Genomic DNA, 14,171 nt, shown 5'->3' on the forward strand with positions numbered 1-14,171 from the left:
GTCCGACAATCTAACGCTAAACAGAATGAAAAAAGCCATTCAGCTCGACCCAAGCGACAACGTCGCCACGCTACTCGTAGATGCCACTAAAGGCGATGAGATAGCCATTATCTCAACCAATAACCAAGTCATAGATGTTGTGACCTGCCTGCAAGCCATTACCTTTGGTAATAAAGTGGCGTTAACCGATATTGCCAACCTGCAGCTTATTACTAAAGCGAGTTACCCCGTTGGCGTAGCCATTATGGGCATACCTCGTGGTCAATTGGCACATGTGCAAAATGTGCGTAGCCAACGTCTAGACATTCCCGACAACATTATTCAAGAAATCATTAAACAGATGGGGATTGAGCAAGCATGATGAGCACATTTATGGGTTTTGGCCGCAGCGATGGCAGCGTGGGTATTCGTAATCATGTACTGATTATGGCAGTTGATGAATGTTGTGACGGCATCGCTCGCGCTATTGCCGACAGTATCGATAACGGTATTGTGGTCACTAACTACAACACCTGTATGTATGGTGGTAACGAAGAGATGATCAACACCATGATAAATACGGGCAATAATCCGAATGTGGCTGGTGTACTGGTACTCGCGATGGGCTGTGGCAGTATTGATCCTGAAATCGTGGCTGCGCCAATTCGCGCTAGCGGCCGCCCTGCTTTTTCATTGGTGTGCATCAAGCAGCAAGGCACGCGCTCAACCATTACTCAAGGTAAGACGTTAGCACAAGAGTTACAGCAAGCTGCTAATGCAGCGCCGCGAGTCGAAACGCCGATATCAGAGCTAGTTATCGGGGTTAAATGTGGTGGTTCAGATACCAGTTCAGGTATTGCCTCTAATCCAAGTGTTGGCCGTGCGGTAGACACCTTAGTTGATATCGGTGCAACCGCCATTGCCGGTGAATTGATTGAACTCGTTGGTTGTGAAGCGATTCTACGTCAGCGCGCAGTATCGCCAGAGGTCGCCGATAAACTAGAGCGCCTTATTCAGCAAGAAGAAGCGCGTTGGCATGTAGATGGCGCAGAAGTGGAAACCATGAGTATTGGTAACAGTGTGGGCGGCTTAACCACACTAGAAGAAAAGTCTTTTGGTGCGCTGAGTAAAACCGGTACACGCCCAATCCAAGATGTATTGCAGATTAATCACCTCGTACATGAAAAACCAACCACGCCAGGTTTTTATCTATCGGAAGCCACGCACCTATGTGGCAGCGCGGGAATGCACTTTGCTGCACTGGGCGCGCATCTGATTTTATGGACAACCGGCGGCGCAGGCTTTAATAATCCTATCGTGCCAGTGATCCGTGTGAGCGGTAACCAATATTTGCTAAATGAAGATATAGATATTGACGCATCTGGTATCATGCGCGCCGAAGAAGGTGTAGAAAGTGTTGCTGAGCGCATCGTTGCCAAAGTTGGCACTGTCGCTCAAGGCCAGCAGACCAATATTGAAGAGATTGGTTATAGCTATTGTAGCCTGTACCAGAAAGACCAACGTTTAGAGACGGTGTTACGCTTTAAGCCAAGCTGCTAAGCTTTTTCAAAGTAAAGCCGCTAAGCATAAGCCGCTAATCAAGCAACGCCCTTATACTCATGTTTGTATAGGGGCATACTATCGCAGGATGTTATGAATACAACTCAAGCTAGTTCAAGTGCCCGTTTACCGCAGTTATCTTGGTTTATGGCATTTAAAGCGGTGGCAGATAAACAAAGCTTTACCGAGGCTAGCCGTGAGCTATGCCTGACTCAGTCAGCCATTAGCCAGCAAGTTGCCAAGCTTGAAGCGGTGCTGCGTACAAAGCTGTTTTATCGCGGCGGCAGACAAGTGCAGTTAACCGAAGATGGTCAGCGATTACTGTTACAGGTCAATCAGCCGATCCAGGAGTTAATGGGCGTAGTTGATGGCTTTCATAATAATGCTGAGCATTACACTTTACATATTGAGATGGAACCGGTTTTTAGTCGACAGGTTGTCAGCAAATTATTACCTAAGTTTTTAGCTCAGTACCCTACGTTATTGGTCGGGCAGATGCTGACGACTAATCATTTTGATTTTTTACCGCAAACTGAATTGGCGATAAAGTGGGGCGATGGTGACTGGGAAGGCTTTGATTCGCAGTTTTTGTGTAGTCTTGATTATGTACCCGTTTGCTCGCCTGAATACCTCAAGCGTAAACCTTTGACGGTGCCTGCAGACTTAGCTGATGCCAACATTATTCATGACCGCGATAACTTCGATTGGAAGTACTGGCTAAATTATTATCCAGTCGCTCGACTAGAGCTACAAAAGTGCCATTATGCCAGTGAAAGCCAGGTAGTCATGTCGCTAGCAATGAGTGGCTTAGGCGTAGCCGTTTGTGCCTATCAGCAGATCCAAGAGGAGTTAGCTGATGGTCGCTTAGTGATGCCATTTCCAGAGCTAAAAGTGCGTCATCAGCGCGCTTACTATATTTTAACCCGCAAGAATAAGTCGTTATCGCCACAAGCTCATAGTTTTATGCAGTTTGTCCGAGAAGCTATGCTGAGCTAAAAAGTTGAGCTAAAAAGTTGAGCTAAAAAGTTGAGCTCAAAAGTTGAGCTCAAAAGTTGAGCTCAAAAGTTGAGCTCAAAAGTAGATCTATAAAGTTGAGCTATAAAGTTGAGCTAAAAGTTAATCTAAATAGTTGAGTCATCAGTAAACGATATGAAAATCACGAAAGAAAGTTTGGAGTCTCAAGCCACCCGTTATTTGCGCACGCATATATTGGAGGGTCACATCAAGTTAGGCGAAAAGCTGGTGGAAAGCGCATTAGCCAAGCAGCTAGAGTTATCGCGTAGCACAGTGCGTATGGCGCTGAACTCGTTAGTCAATGAAGGCTTAGTCATTCAAAAGCCTTACTCAGGCTGGCAAGTGGTTGAGATTAACCAGCAAGACTTGTGGGAGTTATACCATTTACGGGTTGCGTTAGAAGGCGAAGCCGCGGCCATGGCTGCTAAATGGGCCAGCAGTGATGATAAAGCGCGCTTAGCGGATTTTTTCCAAGAGTACCAACTACTTTGCTTGCAACACAGCACTGATACTCGCCGCATCAGCGAAATGGATTGGCAATTACACCAGCTGATTATTGAGATCTGCGGCAGTGAACGCATGAAGAATCAATATAAGCAGATCTTATATCCACTGCAGGCGTACATTGCGCTGACGCACCAAGATTATGACCTGTCAGACAGTGCGTCTAGCCATCAGGCATTGGTACAAGCGATTTGCGCCGGCGACGCCGAAACCGCAGTCCAGCAAGCCAGAGCCAATATCACCCCAATGACGCGTGGTGATGATTTAGTGAAAAGCGATTGATTATCAAAAGATTTTGTTAACGTCCAGACTCTTTCACTCTATAGCGTGTCAATCAGGTTTTAACGGTTGTCGCGTGTAAAGCAAACAGGCCCATATGACATTACGCCATATGGGCCTGTTTGCTAATTAGCGTATGAAAATAGGCTGATTAAACAAGACTCATAAACAAACCGGCAATGGTTGCAGCCATTAGGTTTGAAAGCACGCCTGCAAGCAGTGCTTTTAAGCCTAGTGATGCAATTTCAGAGCGACGCTCTGGCACTAAGCCACCAATACCGGCAATCGCAATCGCTACCGTACCTAAGTTAGCAAAACCACACAGTGCAAACGATAGAATCACTTGGGTGCGCTCAGACATAGGCATGCCTGTTGCTGCAACAATCGCATCACCGCTTAGGTATGGGGCTAAGTTGATATAAGCAAAGAACTCGTTAATCACAATTTTCTGGCCGATGAACGAGCCCGCCAATAGCGCTTCATCCCACGCCACACCCATCAACCAAGCAACAGGGGCAAACAGGTAGCCTAAAATCAGCTGCAAGCTTAGGCCGTCAAAACCAAACCAATTACCAATGCCACCTAGCATGCCATTCATTAGCGCCACTAAGCTGACAAAGGCAAACAGCATTGCGCCCACAGCCATGGCTAACGACAGGCCATTCATAGTGCCAGTGGTCGCAGCATCAATAATGTTGGCTGGTGGATTTTCTTCTACAACGGTTAGGTCTTGGTCGTTTACTTTCTCGGTTTGCGGGATTAATAACTTAGCAAACAGTAAGCCCCCCGGCGCCGCCATAAACGAAGCCGCTAACAGATATTCCATCTTAATCCCAAGCTGGGCATAACCCGCTAGCATGGTGCCGGCAATCGACGCCAAACCACCGCACATTACTGCAAACAGCTCGGCGCGGCTCATCTTAGGAATATAAGGCTTAATTAGCAGTGGCGCTTCAGTGACACCTAGGAAGATGTTAGCACTGGCAGACATAGATTCCGCTTTGCTGGTATTAAGGATTTTTTGCAGTGCACCGCCCACAATGCGAACCACCCACTGCATAATGCCGAGATAGTACAGCACCGCCGAAATTGCCGAGAAAAACACGATAATAGGCAATACTTTAAAGGCGATAACGAAGCCGCCTGGGCCAAACAGTTCATACATTTTATCGCTAACAAGGCCGCCAAACATAAACGACATGCCTTCGTTGCTGTAGCCAATCACGGTTGAAACCGCTTCTGCCATATTAAAGATAACGGCTTGGCCGAACGATGAATAGATGACAAACGCACCCATAATTAACTGCAGGAAAAATGCCAAACCAACCGTGCGGTAGTTAATGGCTTTACGATTTTCAGACGCCAGAAAAGCCACTGAAAGTAGGGCAATGATGCCAACAATACTGATTAAAATTTGCATTTGTTTTGTCTATTACTCTCTAAGTTAAAGAAAGGGATTAGCTAACGCTCAGGCTCATATTTGCGCGATTGAGCGTTAAATTACCGTTTTAAAAGCGAGCGAAAGCATGCGGGAATACCATTGTTATTCCCGTCACTCATCTTGTTGATTAGATGCTTTTTTTAAACTGGCTTTAAAAGGTCTTAATTAATGCCTTGATGACATCAAGCACATAAACCTGACAATCAATCGCCGTTTGCGGCTCAAAGTCTTGCTTATGTTGGTCGGTATTAGACAGCACGCGAATACTCATAAAAGGTAGCTTGTAGGCTTCGGCAACTTGCGCAGCCGCTGAGGTTTCCATCTCTTCAACTGAGGTGCCCATGGTCTCGTGGAACCAGTTAATACGGTCAACTTCGCGGTTCCATTCGTCACAGCTACCAATTCTACCCAGTACCACTTTACCTTGGGTGTAGCTGCTTGCTTGCGAAAGGGCGATTTCAACTAGCGCTGGGTCGGCTTTAAAATGATTGTGTTCAACCACAACGCCGTTTTCACGCAGGTACATTGGCATATCGAAGTTCTGCCACGTGGTAGGGTGTATGCCTTGGCCTTTTTCAACGAACTCGATTTTGTAAGCGCCCATATTAAAGCTGGTTGCACCAATCACGATGTCAGAGCGAAACAGCTTAGGATCGTGGCCACCAGAGGTGCCCTGATTGATGATAACTTTTGGCTGGTAGTGCGCAATGCCCAAAGTGGTAGATGCGGCAGCGTTAGCCAAACCAATCTCGGTACGCGACACCACAACTGGGTAGCCATCTAATAGACCTTGCCAGAACGTCCACGCACCATATGTCTTTTGTTTTACATCGTTTAGAGCGGCAACAAGCGTCTCGACTTCAACGTCCATCGCGCCTTGAACTAAGATAGGATTTAGCATTTTTGAGGGTAACTTTTCATTGTGTGGCTGTTCAGAGTTTACGTGTTCAGGGTCTAACTTTTCAGCTTTTGGCTGCTCGCAAGTTGGCATGACAAATAACTTCAAATGGAAAGTGCGCAGATGGTAGCAATGGGATTTAGGCTAAACAACGAAATGAAAAGTAAAATACTTGTTGCGGTTTAGCTGGCCTATAAAACGCACAATTTCTGGCTTGAGTAGCTAATTTCTTGGTGTTGTAACCACTTATTTTGTAAGGATATTTCAAAAGGTGTTTATTTGTTGAACGTGCCGCGTTTGGCAATGACTTTAAATTAGAAAACAGTGTTTAAGAAAACAGGCTAGTTAGTGGGGGCGGTTGAGGTTGCTTAAATGAGCGAGTGGCGTAAAGCCACTCGTTTGGTGATGTCGAAATAGGCTGGTGGTGTGTTTAGCAAAGCTACCTATCAGCCAACAGCTAGCTTAGCTGTGTCATGCCACATATATGCTGGCATCGGTTGCTTTAGCTTCCATGTAATATCCATTGGCTGAGAGCCTGCATACTTAACAAATTCCACTGGGCCAAAATTGACAAAACCCATGGTTTTTCCGTATTCATCTTTAGCTTGTTCTCTAACAAACAAGATGAATGTCTTGTTGTTTTCTCTCTGCGTTATATAGCCTAAACCTCTACCAGAGTTTGGCTTGGCGCTGTTTTGAGTTTGCCAATGAAATAGTGTGGGGCTAATCGCATAGTCATGGTACATGGTCGTTGCTGAAAACTGCTTTTCGCATTTATCCAAGGTAACAAACAGCAGTTCGGTATTAGCATCTGCAATATTGAGCACACCTTCTCTACTCGATGATTTCTTATCAAATGTACTATCGCCAAATGCAACCAATATATGTTCTTTGGGGTAACGTACATGCATCTTCAATGGCGAGTTATCCACTACGGTGTTGTTAACAGCCGACATCTTAAATTCTTGTGTGGCTAAGCGTTCTATAAGAAGTGAAATAACCTCACTAAATTCGTCTTGCAGTTTCTTATGTCTTAGCGCAAGCAAACTCTGCTCAATGGTATCAAATCCGGCTTGTTTACCCGTTTTGTCCCAAAAGTCATAATGGCACATGGTTGAGAAAAGCAGATTGTGTTGTGCAGCAGTAGACCCAATACAAGCTTGGGTTGGTAGTGAAAAATCACTTTCACACAAGGCTTTGATGAACAGTAAATAAGAGATCGAAGTACAACTTAATAAACGATTGTTGATTGCGCGATAGTAAGAGGCGTAAAGGTCTAGCTCGCCCTGTTGTATCTCTTTCCCATAAGTTGTCGTCACGAGTGCTTGCCAACCACCAAACTTACCTACTTTTACTTTATAAAGGTCCTCTAATGACAAGTCAGGATAGATATGAAGAAAGTTCGCTAGTGTGAGAGGTAAATCTGTCACATTTGGGTAGTTTGAAATTAAGCCAAGCAGCCTGTTTTTGTTTAAGGTTGCTAGCGATATGTTCTTTAAGATCATTTGCTGTGTTTTTTCTTGCAGCTCTATTCGACATCCTAAAGGTAAATGTGGAAATCCCTGTTTGATTTCTTTTGAAACAGACTGGTTTGTTTTGCCGATAAGCGCTCTAAATTTATGGGAAAAATCATACTCAGGGCGAGAGTTACCAACAAAATCAATGACAGTGCAGCATTCTTTATCTTTAGTCAGTCTTAACCCGCGGCCTAACTGCTGAAGAAATATAGTCAGGCTTTCTGTTGGTCTTAAAAACAGTAATGTATCCAGCTCTGGAATATCGACACCTTCGTTGAATATATCAACCACAAACAAAACGTTAATTTCTTTCGATTTTAAACGTTGCAGCTGAATGTCTCGTTCTTTTGAATTGTCACTCGTAAGTACGTCGCAAGGAATATTGCTTAAAGTGAACTTTTGCGCCATGAAGTTAGCGTGATCTTTGCTTACGCAAAACGCCAATGCGCGCATCTGCGATATGTCTGTGACAATTTCTTCTAAGCTTTGCAGTATTCGAAAGACCCTTTGGTCATTGTAAGTGTAGAGCTTGGTCAGTTCAGCGACATCGTAGCGGCCTTTAGCCCATGAAATATTTGTGAGATCGGTATTATCATCAACAGCGAAGTATTGGAACGGTGATAAATGACGTTGATTAATGGCTTCTGGTAATCTGATTTCAGCAGCAATGACATTGCAGAAATCTTTCAGAATATCAGCGCCATCATGGCGCTCTGGTGTGGCTGTTAAACCGAGTAGTATTTGTGGCTTAAAGTGTTGCAGAATCGCACGGTAACTGTTTGCAGCTATGTGATGGACTTCATCGACAACAATGTAATCAAAGTAATCTTCGGTTAATTGAATGGTCGCTAGTTGGTTGTTTAAGCTTTGGATTGATGCGAACAACTGATTAAACTTTTGAGGTTTATTTTGCCCAACGAGTAGCTCACCAAATTGGCTACTTTTTAAAACGCCGCGATATGCACTTCTCGCTTGCTTTAAAATTTCCTCTCTATGAGCTAGAAATAGGAACTTAGCTTCAGGGTTAGCTGCATAAAATTCAGCGAAATCAAACGCTGAAATGATGGTTTTACCTGTTCCAGTAGCTGCGACAACGAGGTTTCGATACCTCCCATGTAATTCACGTTCAACTTTTAGTTTGTCCAAGATGGCTCGCTGATGGGAGTGGGGTTTGATATCAAAATAAAAGCTTTGCGTGGATGTATCGTAGGTGCCTCTGGCTTCTTGCAACGCGTTAACTAAGCGCTCTTTGCTTTGGGTCTTACCATCAAAATATTCGAAATCAGGTGATTCCCAGTAGGTTTCAAATGTACTGAGAGATTTTTTAATAATATGTGGGATCTCTTGCGAGGTGATCTTTAAATTCCACTCTAAGCCACTGGTTAAAGCTGAGTGTGACAGGTTGGATGAACCGATATAACCAGTATGAAAGCTCGAGTTACGCATAAATAGATAGGACTTTGCGTGTAAGCGTTCTCTGTTGGTGTTGTAGCTCAGCTTTACTTCCGTATTTGGCAAAGATGCTAAGAATTCAACGGCCTTAGCGTCAGTCGCTCCCATATAGGAGGTAGTGATAACTTTTAACTGCTTACCACTGCGAGTAAATTCTTCTAGTTCTTTTTTAAAGATTCGGATCCCAGCCCATTTGATAAATGAGACTAGCCAATAGATCTTATCGGAGGATTGGATTTCACGTTTAATCTCAGTTTCAAGAGATACGCCTGCATTGTTCCCACAAAATAACTCGCTTTGAGTGAGTCCTGTTAGCGGCATGATGCCTTCAATATACTTTGGCAAATCTGACGATATGGGATTTTTCTTATCGAGCAATGCCGTCAGGATCTTGCCTTGGCTATCAATGAGATTTTCGGTAATCAGCTCACTATCGGCAATATTAGAACTAAGCCATTCGATGACTTTATTGGCTAAACCTATTTGCTCAAAAACGCGATCATTGCCATTAGGCACAGAGTCTATCGCTATTTCGATGATTCGAGTTAAAAAGCGAGAGAGCCAAGAGGCTGCTTCGCCATTTTCTAATGAACGTTCGCCAACATAGAAAGCTTTTCGATCTAATTTCTGTTCGACTAACTGAGTTATCAGTTGCTCATATATGCCGGTTTGATTCATGAAAAATGCTTTTATCATTTGAAGTTAGCTAAGAATAACCGAATTGATTAATAGAAATAAGTAGCGGCGATCAAACTTATCAACGGAATCATTCATACTGATTTTCAGACAACAAAAAGCCTAGCATTTAACTGGGATCTACTTATATTTTACTGCTTGTCTTTTACAACGATTTTCACAAGCTCAGAAGCAGTTACTCTACGTTCTGGATCTGTTTGTAGAGCTCTGGCTATCGATCCCTTAAAATATATTTACAACTATTAAGTTGTATTGATGGCTTAAAACATCAGATAAGTTGTTTATAGCTGGTTTTACAACTAATATGTTGTTTATATGTGTGTGTACAACTTTTCTATTGTTTGAGGTTGGGTGTGATGACGATTGAGCAAATTTCCAAACTACTTTCATCTCGACGTAAACAGCTCCAGATGGAACAAAAAGATATGTATATGCGTATCGGTATGAAGCAGCAGCAATATCAGCGTATCGAAGCGGGTAGCGATATGAAGTTGTCTACTCTATTACGTGTGCTAGATGGCTTAAATATGGAATTATCTATTACCCCTAAGGGAAGCAATATTGATCAACCTAGGTTAGAAGTCGCTTCAAGTGATGCCAGTGTTGAATCGCTAGAAGATGATTCGGATGATTTAGGGTTTTGGTTTGGATCTGAGGATCAGAAATGAGCAAACAAACAGAGCAAGTAGAAGGATTGAAAATTCAGCTACACGGTGTCGATATTGGCGTTGTTGCTCATTATGCTGGCGGAAAGAACATACTTAGTTTTAACCCTGAATATATTGCAATGCCCAAGCATAAAAGACCAGTGCTTACACTTAGACAGCTTCAAGATCCTAATTATTTTTCTAAGCCTCAAATCCGCAGTGAAAAAATACCACCTGTATTATCTAATTTATTACCAGAAGGGATCTTAAGAGATATTGTGGCGAAAGCACTTCAATGTCACGTAAATAACGAGTTCTCGATTTTGGCCTATTTGGGGACTAATTTGCCTGGTGCATTGGTGGCGACGCCTATCAGGGCAGGTAAAATGCCAATTTGGGCATTAGAACAACGTTTAGTGACCGAACCACAGCAGATTAACGTTAAACATGCAGATACTAAATTCTCGCTTGCTGGTGTACAGATGAAATTCTCATCTTCTCATGTAGATGGTCGCTATCACATTGATCAGGAAATCTCTGAAGATATGTGGATTATTAAAACGCCTTCAACGGTGCATAAAGGTGTGTCTGTCAATGAATATACCTGTATGAAGTTAGCCGAAGCTGCAGGCGCAAAAATCCCAGATATACGCTTAATCAAACTCAATGAGTTAGAGGGATTACCAAATATCAGACTCCCCGATGAAACATACGCTTATGGTATAAAACGTTTTGATCGTACTCATGAAGGGCGAGTGCATACAGAAGACTTTGCTCAAATTTTTGGCCTATATCCTACAGATAAATATCAGAAAGTTAACTATGAACAATTAGGGCAGGTACTATTCCGTACAAGTAATGATCGCTTGGGTGATATACAGCAAATGGCGAGAAGATTACTGATTAATATACTGTTAGGTAATGGTGATGCTCACCTTAAGAATTGGACCATCATCTACCAAGATCAACGTTCTCCTCGTTTGTCACCGCTCTATGATGTGGTATTCACAGCTCCTTACATACAAGATGACAGCCTAGCTTTGAATATGGTCAAGTCAAAACAGTGGTATGAAATGACGTTGCAGCATTTTGAGAAATGGTCAAATACGGTAGGTGTTCCATGGGTTGCAATTAAACCACATCTTCTCGATACGATAGAGAAGGCTCGCTCTATGTGGCCAGAGATGCTCGAAGCACTGCCTATGCTAGATGAGCATAAAGACGCTTTGCAAGATCATTGGCAAACGTTATCATCAGACTTTCAGGTTCGTTAGTTTTATGTCGTTAAAATCAGGTTTTATCGACATGATTTACGAGTGCTGAGTGCATATGTCGATAGTATCGACATATGCTGAGCTGACATCCCATAAAGACAGACTAAAGACAAACAAAAGCCCAGCGGTAAACTGGGCTCTACTTATATTTTGCTGCTTGGCTTTTTAAGCGACTTCTATAAACGCAAAAAGCTTACTCTACGTTCTGGATCTGCTCACGCATCTGCTCGATAAGCACTTTAAGCTCTACTGCTGCTGCAGTCACATCTGCGCTGATTGACTTAGACGCTAGGGTGTTTGACTCACGGTTGAACTCTTGCATCATAAAGTCTAGACGGCGACCTTGTGCGCCACCTTTCTTAAGAATACGGCGAGTTTCTGCTACGTGGGCGTCAAGACGGTCCATCTCTTCGGCAACATCCATCTTTTGCGCGAGTAGTACCATCTCTTGCTCTAAACGAGCAGGGTCTAGTTCACCGGTGATTTCGGCTAAACGGTTAGTTAGCTTGTCACGCTGCCATTGCATAACTGTTGGCATGTGACCGCGGACAACGGCGACTTGCTCAACGATTTGGTCAAGACGGGTTTGCAGCATGGTGTTGATGGCATCACCTTCACGGCCACGGGCTTCGATAAATTGATCGATTGCCGAATCAAAAGCCACTAACAACTCTTTAGCTAAGGCATCCATGTCTTGCTCAGAGCCTGACATCACACCTGGCCAGCGCAGTACATCAACCACGTTAAGCTCGCCTTGGCCAGCTTCGTTTTTAACCCAGTTAGCGGCGTTGATAATTTGCTTGGCTAGATCTTGGTTAAGTTGTAGTTCGCTGTCGCTCTTTTCGTTTAGGTCATAGCGAAGGTTGACTTCGACTTTACCGCGGTTAAGGCGTTTACGTAGACGATCTCTAAGAACAGGCTCCAAGCTGCGGAAATGTTCTGGTAGGCGTAAATAGGTTTCTAAGTAACGCTGATTAACTGAACGGATTTCCCAAGAGGCGGTGCCCCAATCTGCTTTGTGCTCAATGCGAGCGTAGGCTGTCATGCTTTGGATCATGGATGATTTCCAGTGTAGTTCGTCTAAGTGAGTAGTGATTATATACTCAAATAAATTGCAGGTGCAGGTATTAGTGTTAATTTTACGCGTGCAAACTCGATGAGATTGGGTGTTCGCGAGCATTTTAGGCCGCGGTAAGTAATAGGCTTAGGCAATGTGATTGAGCTTAGGTTTTTTGGGTCTCTGTTTTATGATTCAGATAGCATAGTGGCTAACATGTCCCTATAATATGCAGCCAAATTACCCCAATGCCCTTATATACAGGAATTCATCATGCGCCCAAGCAACAGAACTCCAGCACAGTCTCGCCCTGTGACTATTACTCGTCAGTTTACTGCTCACGCCGAAGGTTCGGTTTTAGTTGAGTTCGGTGATACTAAAGTGCTGTGTACCGCTAGTTTTGAAGAAGGCGTACCGCGTTTCCTTAAAGGCCAAGGTCAAGGTTGGGTAACGGCTGAATATGGCATGTTGCCACGTTCAACGCATAGCCGTATGCAGCGCGAAGCCGCTCGCGGTAAGCAGTCTGGTCGTACTCAAGAAATTCAACGTCTAATTGGTCGTTCACTACGCGCTGCGGTAGACATGAAGCTACTAGGCGAAAACACCATTGTTATCGATTGTGATGTGATTCAAGCTGACGGTGGTACACGTACCGCTGCGATTACTGGCGCATGTGTTGCACTAGTTGACGCGCTTAACTGGGCTCGTGGTAAAGGTATCTTAAAGACTAACCCGCTTAAGTTCCTTATTGCTGCGGTAAGTGTTGGTATTTTTAAAGGCGAGCCAATCTGCGATTTAGAATATATCGAAGATAGCGCTGCTGAAACTGACATGAACGTGGTAATGACTGAAACTGGTAAGATCATCGAGATCCAGGGAACAGCTGAAGGTGAGCCATTTAGCCATGAAGAGCTATTAAGTTTACTTGATTTGGCTAAGCACGGTATTCGCGAAATCGTTGATATCCAGAAAGCGTCATTGAGCTAATCATCGTTTTTGTTATTAGGGCCCTTCGGGGTCCTTTTTGTAAGTAAAAAAATCAACTAATACTAAATACTACTAAATACTACTAAATAATACATAGAGTATTACCCCTACATTTTTAAGGAGAGATTGTGAAAGCCTATCAACGTGAGTTTATTGAATTTGCCCTAGAGCGTCAGGTACTTCGATTTGGCGAATTTACGTTAAAATCAGGCCGCACTAGCCCTTATTTCTTTAATGCGGGCCTGTTTAACACTGGCCGTGATTTAGCGCGTCTAGGTCGTTTCTACGCGGCGGCATTGGTTGATTCGGGTATTGAGTATGACTTGCTATTTGGCCCTGCCTACAAAGGTATTCCAATCGCAACCACGACTGCGGTAGCGCTGTGTGATCATCACGATATCGATATGCCTTACTGCTTTAACCGTAAAGAGAAGAAAGAGCACGGCGAAGGTGGCAGCTTAGTGGGTAGTGAGCTGCAAGGCCGCGTAATGCTAGTTGACGACGTGATTACTGCTGGTACGGCTATTCGTGAGTCTATGGAGATCATCCAGGCGCATAAGGCATCACTTGCGGGCGTACTGATTGCCCTTGACCGCCAAGAGAAGGGTAAGGGCGAGCTTTCTGCGATTCAAGAAGTTGAGCGCGACTTTGGCTGTGACATCGTGTCTATCATTAAGCTCGAAGACTTGATTAACTACCTGTCAGAAAACACGGGTATGGAAGCGCAGCTTGCATCAGTAAGCGCTTACCGCGACCAGTATGGGATTTAAAGCTTTTAGGTCCTAGGATCTAGAACCTAGGTAAAGCGCTTAACCTTGTAGGTCGGCATTTATGCCGTCATTTATTTTGATTTTGTAATTAATGCT

At 43.9% G+C, this 14,171-nt stretch carries 12 protein-coding genes; 8 read left to right on the forward strand and 4 right to left on the reverse strand.

The genetic code is table 11. The features are described 5' to 3' along the window. Window positions 1-25: 25 nt before the first annotated feature. The 4 genes from ACVBIO_RS08005 (at window position 26) to ACVBIO_RS08020 (ending at window position 3,339) form a co-directional block, all read left to right on the forward strand. Window positions 26-361 carry a carbohydrate kinase gene (locus tag ACVBIO_RS08005; protein ID WP_447161763.1) on the forward strand — a complete coding sequence of 112 codons (336 nt, stop codon included), beginning with the start codon at window positions 26-28 and terminating at the stop codon, window positions 359-361. After that, complete coding sequence (locus tag ACVBIO_RS08010; RefSeq protein ID WP_447172352.1) at window positions 358-1,539, forward strand: UxaA family hydrolase; 1,182 nt, start codon at window positions 358-360, stop codon at window positions 1,537-1,539. Before ACVBIO_RS08005 ends, ACVBIO_RS08010 begins: the two co-directional genes overlap by 4 nt. Window positions 1,540-1,632: 93 nt before the next feature. Then, window positions 1,633-2,535, forward strand: a complete 903-nt coding sequence (locus ACVBIO_RS08015; protein ID WP_447163467.1) for a LysR substrate-binding domain-containing protein — start codon at window positions 1,633-1,635, stop codon at window positions 2,533-2,535. A 153-nt stretch (window positions 2,536-2,688) separates the two neighbouring features. Continuing rightward, window positions 2,689-3,339: a GntR family transcriptional regulator gene (locus tag ACVBIO_RS08020; RefSeq protein WP_447172353.1), complete on the forward strand. Its 651-nt coding sequence runs from the start codon at window positions 2,689-2,691 to the stop codon at window positions 3,337-3,339. 148 nt (window positions 3,340-3,487) lie between these two features. Here ACVBIO_RS08020 and ACVBIO_RS08025 read toward each other — a convergent pair whose 3' ends face one another. The 3 genes from ACVBIO_RS08025 to ACVBIO_RS08035 all read right to left on the reverse strand — a co-directional run bounded on the left by ACVBIO_RS08025 (window position 3,488) and on the right by ACVBIO_RS08035 (window position 9,322). Continuing rightward, complete coding sequence (locus ACVBIO_RS08025; RefSeq protein ID WP_447172354.1) at window positions 3,488-4,756, reverse strand: NupC/NupG family nucleoside CNT transporter; 1,269 nt, start codon at window positions 4,754-4,756, stop codon at window positions 3,488-3,490. Window positions 4,757-4,928: 172 nt separating this feature from the next. Then, a complete protein-coding gene (locus tag ACVBIO_RS08030; protein ID WP_447172355.1) occupies window positions 4,929-5,768 on the reverse strand; it encodes a 5'-methylthioadenosine/S-adenosylhomocysteine nucleosidase in 840 nt (279 codons plus the stop codon). A 353-nt stretch (window positions 5,769-6,121) separates the two neighbouring features. Further along, complete coding sequence (locus ACVBIO_RS08035) at window positions 6,122-9,322, reverse strand: DUF3427 domain-containing protein (protein WP_447172356.1); 3,201 nt, start codon at window positions 9,320-9,322, stop codon at window positions 6,122-6,124. Between the two features lie 374 nt (window positions 9,323-9,696). Here ACVBIO_RS08035 and ACVBIO_RS08040 point away from each other — a divergent pair, with 374 nt between their 5' ends. Further along, on the forward strand, window positions 9,697-10,008 hold the full coding sequence (locus ACVBIO_RS08040; RefSeq protein ID WP_447163462.1) for a helix-turn-helix domain-containing protein: 312 nt from the start codon (window positions 9,697-9,699) through the stop codon (window positions 10,006-10,008). Further along, window positions 10,005-11,261 (forward strand): type II toxin-antitoxin system HipA family toxin, encoded by a 1,257-nt coding sequence (locus ACVBIO_RS08045; protein WP_447172357.1) that lies wholly within the window; start codon window positions 10,005-10,007, stop codon window positions 11,259-11,261. The genes ACVBIO_RS08040 and ACVBIO_RS08045 overlap by 4 nt, the downstream gene beginning before the upstream one ends. Window positions 11,262-11,454: 193 nt before the next feature. Here the strand turns inward: ACVBIO_RS08045 and ACVBIO_RS08050 are convergent, their stop codons facing one another. Continuing rightward, a complete protein-coding gene (locus ACVBIO_RS08050) occupies window positions 11,455-12,318 on the reverse strand; it encodes a YicC/YloC family endoribonuclease (RefSeq protein WP_447163460.1) in 864 nt (287 codons plus the stop codon). Between the two features lie 273 nt (window positions 12,319-12,591). Here ACVBIO_RS08050 and rph point away from each other — a divergent pair, with 273 nt between their 5' ends. Both rph and pyrE read left to right on the forward strand, forming a co-directional pair. Beyond that, window positions 12,592-13,305: a ribonuclease PH gene (gene rph, locus ACVBIO_RS08055; protein WP_447172358.1), complete on the forward strand. Its 714-nt coding sequence runs from the start codon at window positions 12,592-12,594 to the stop codon at window positions 13,303-13,305. A 128-nt stretch (window positions 13,306-13,433) separates the two neighbouring features. Next, the gene (pyrE, locus tag ACVBIO_RS08060; RefSeq protein ID WP_447161734.1) at window positions 13,434-14,075 is read left to right on the forward strand and encodes an orotate phosphoribosyltransferase; all 642 of its coding nucleotides are present in this window, start codon (window positions 13,434-13,436) and stop codon (window positions 14,073-14,075) included. Window positions 14,076-14,171: the final 96 nt, after the last annotated feature.

The sequence above is a fragment of the Shewanella sp. 0m-8 genome, assembly GCF_052977265.1.

Excerpts from the sequence above, each read along its gene's own strand:
- ACVBIO_RS08005 (WP_447161763.1), top strand. The coding sequence starts at position 26 with ATGAAAAAAGCCATTCAGCTCGACCCAAGCGACAACGTCGCCACGCTA.
- ACVBIO_RS08010 (WP_447172352.1), top strand. The coding sequence starts at position 358 with ATGATGAGCACATTTATGGGTTTTGGCCGCAGCGATGGCAGCGTGGGT.
- ACVBIO_RS08015 (WP_447163467.1), top strand. The coding sequence starts at position 1,633 with ATGAATACAACTCAAGCTAGTTCAAGTGCCCGTTTACCGCAGTTATCT.
- ACVBIO_RS08020 (WP_447172353.1), top strand. The coding sequence starts at position 2,689 with ATGAAAATCACGAAAGAAAGTTTGGAGTCTCAAGCCACCCGTTATTTG.
- ACVBIO_RS08025 (WP_447172354.1), bottom strand. The coding sequence starts at position 4,756 with ATGCAAATTTTAATCAGTATTGTTGGCATCATTGCCCTACTTTCAGTG.
- ACVBIO_RS08030 (WP_447172355.1), bottom strand. The coding sequence starts at position 5,768 with ATGCCAACTTGCGAGCAGCCAAAAGCTGAAAAGTTAGACCCTGAACAC.
- ACVBIO_RS08035 (WP_447172356.1), bottom strand. The coding sequence starts at position 9,322 with ATGAATCAAACCGGCATATATGAGCAACTGATAACTCAGTTAGTCGAA.
- ACVBIO_RS08040 (WP_447163462.1), top strand. The coding sequence starts at position 9,697 with ATGACGATTGAGCAAATTTCCAAACTACTTTCATCTCGACGTAAACAG.
- ACVBIO_RS08045 (WP_447172357.1), top strand. The coding sequence starts at position 10,005 with ATGAGCAAACAAACAGAGCAAGTAGAAGGATTGAAAATTCAGCTACAC.
- ACVBIO_RS08050 (WP_447163460.1), bottom strand. The coding sequence starts at position 12,318 with ATGATCCAAAGCATGACAGCCTACGCTCGCATTGAGCACAAAGCAGAT.
- rph (WP_447172358.1), top strand. The coding sequence starts at position 12,592 with ATGCGCCCAAGCAACAGAACTCCAGCACAGTCTCGCCCTGTGACTATT.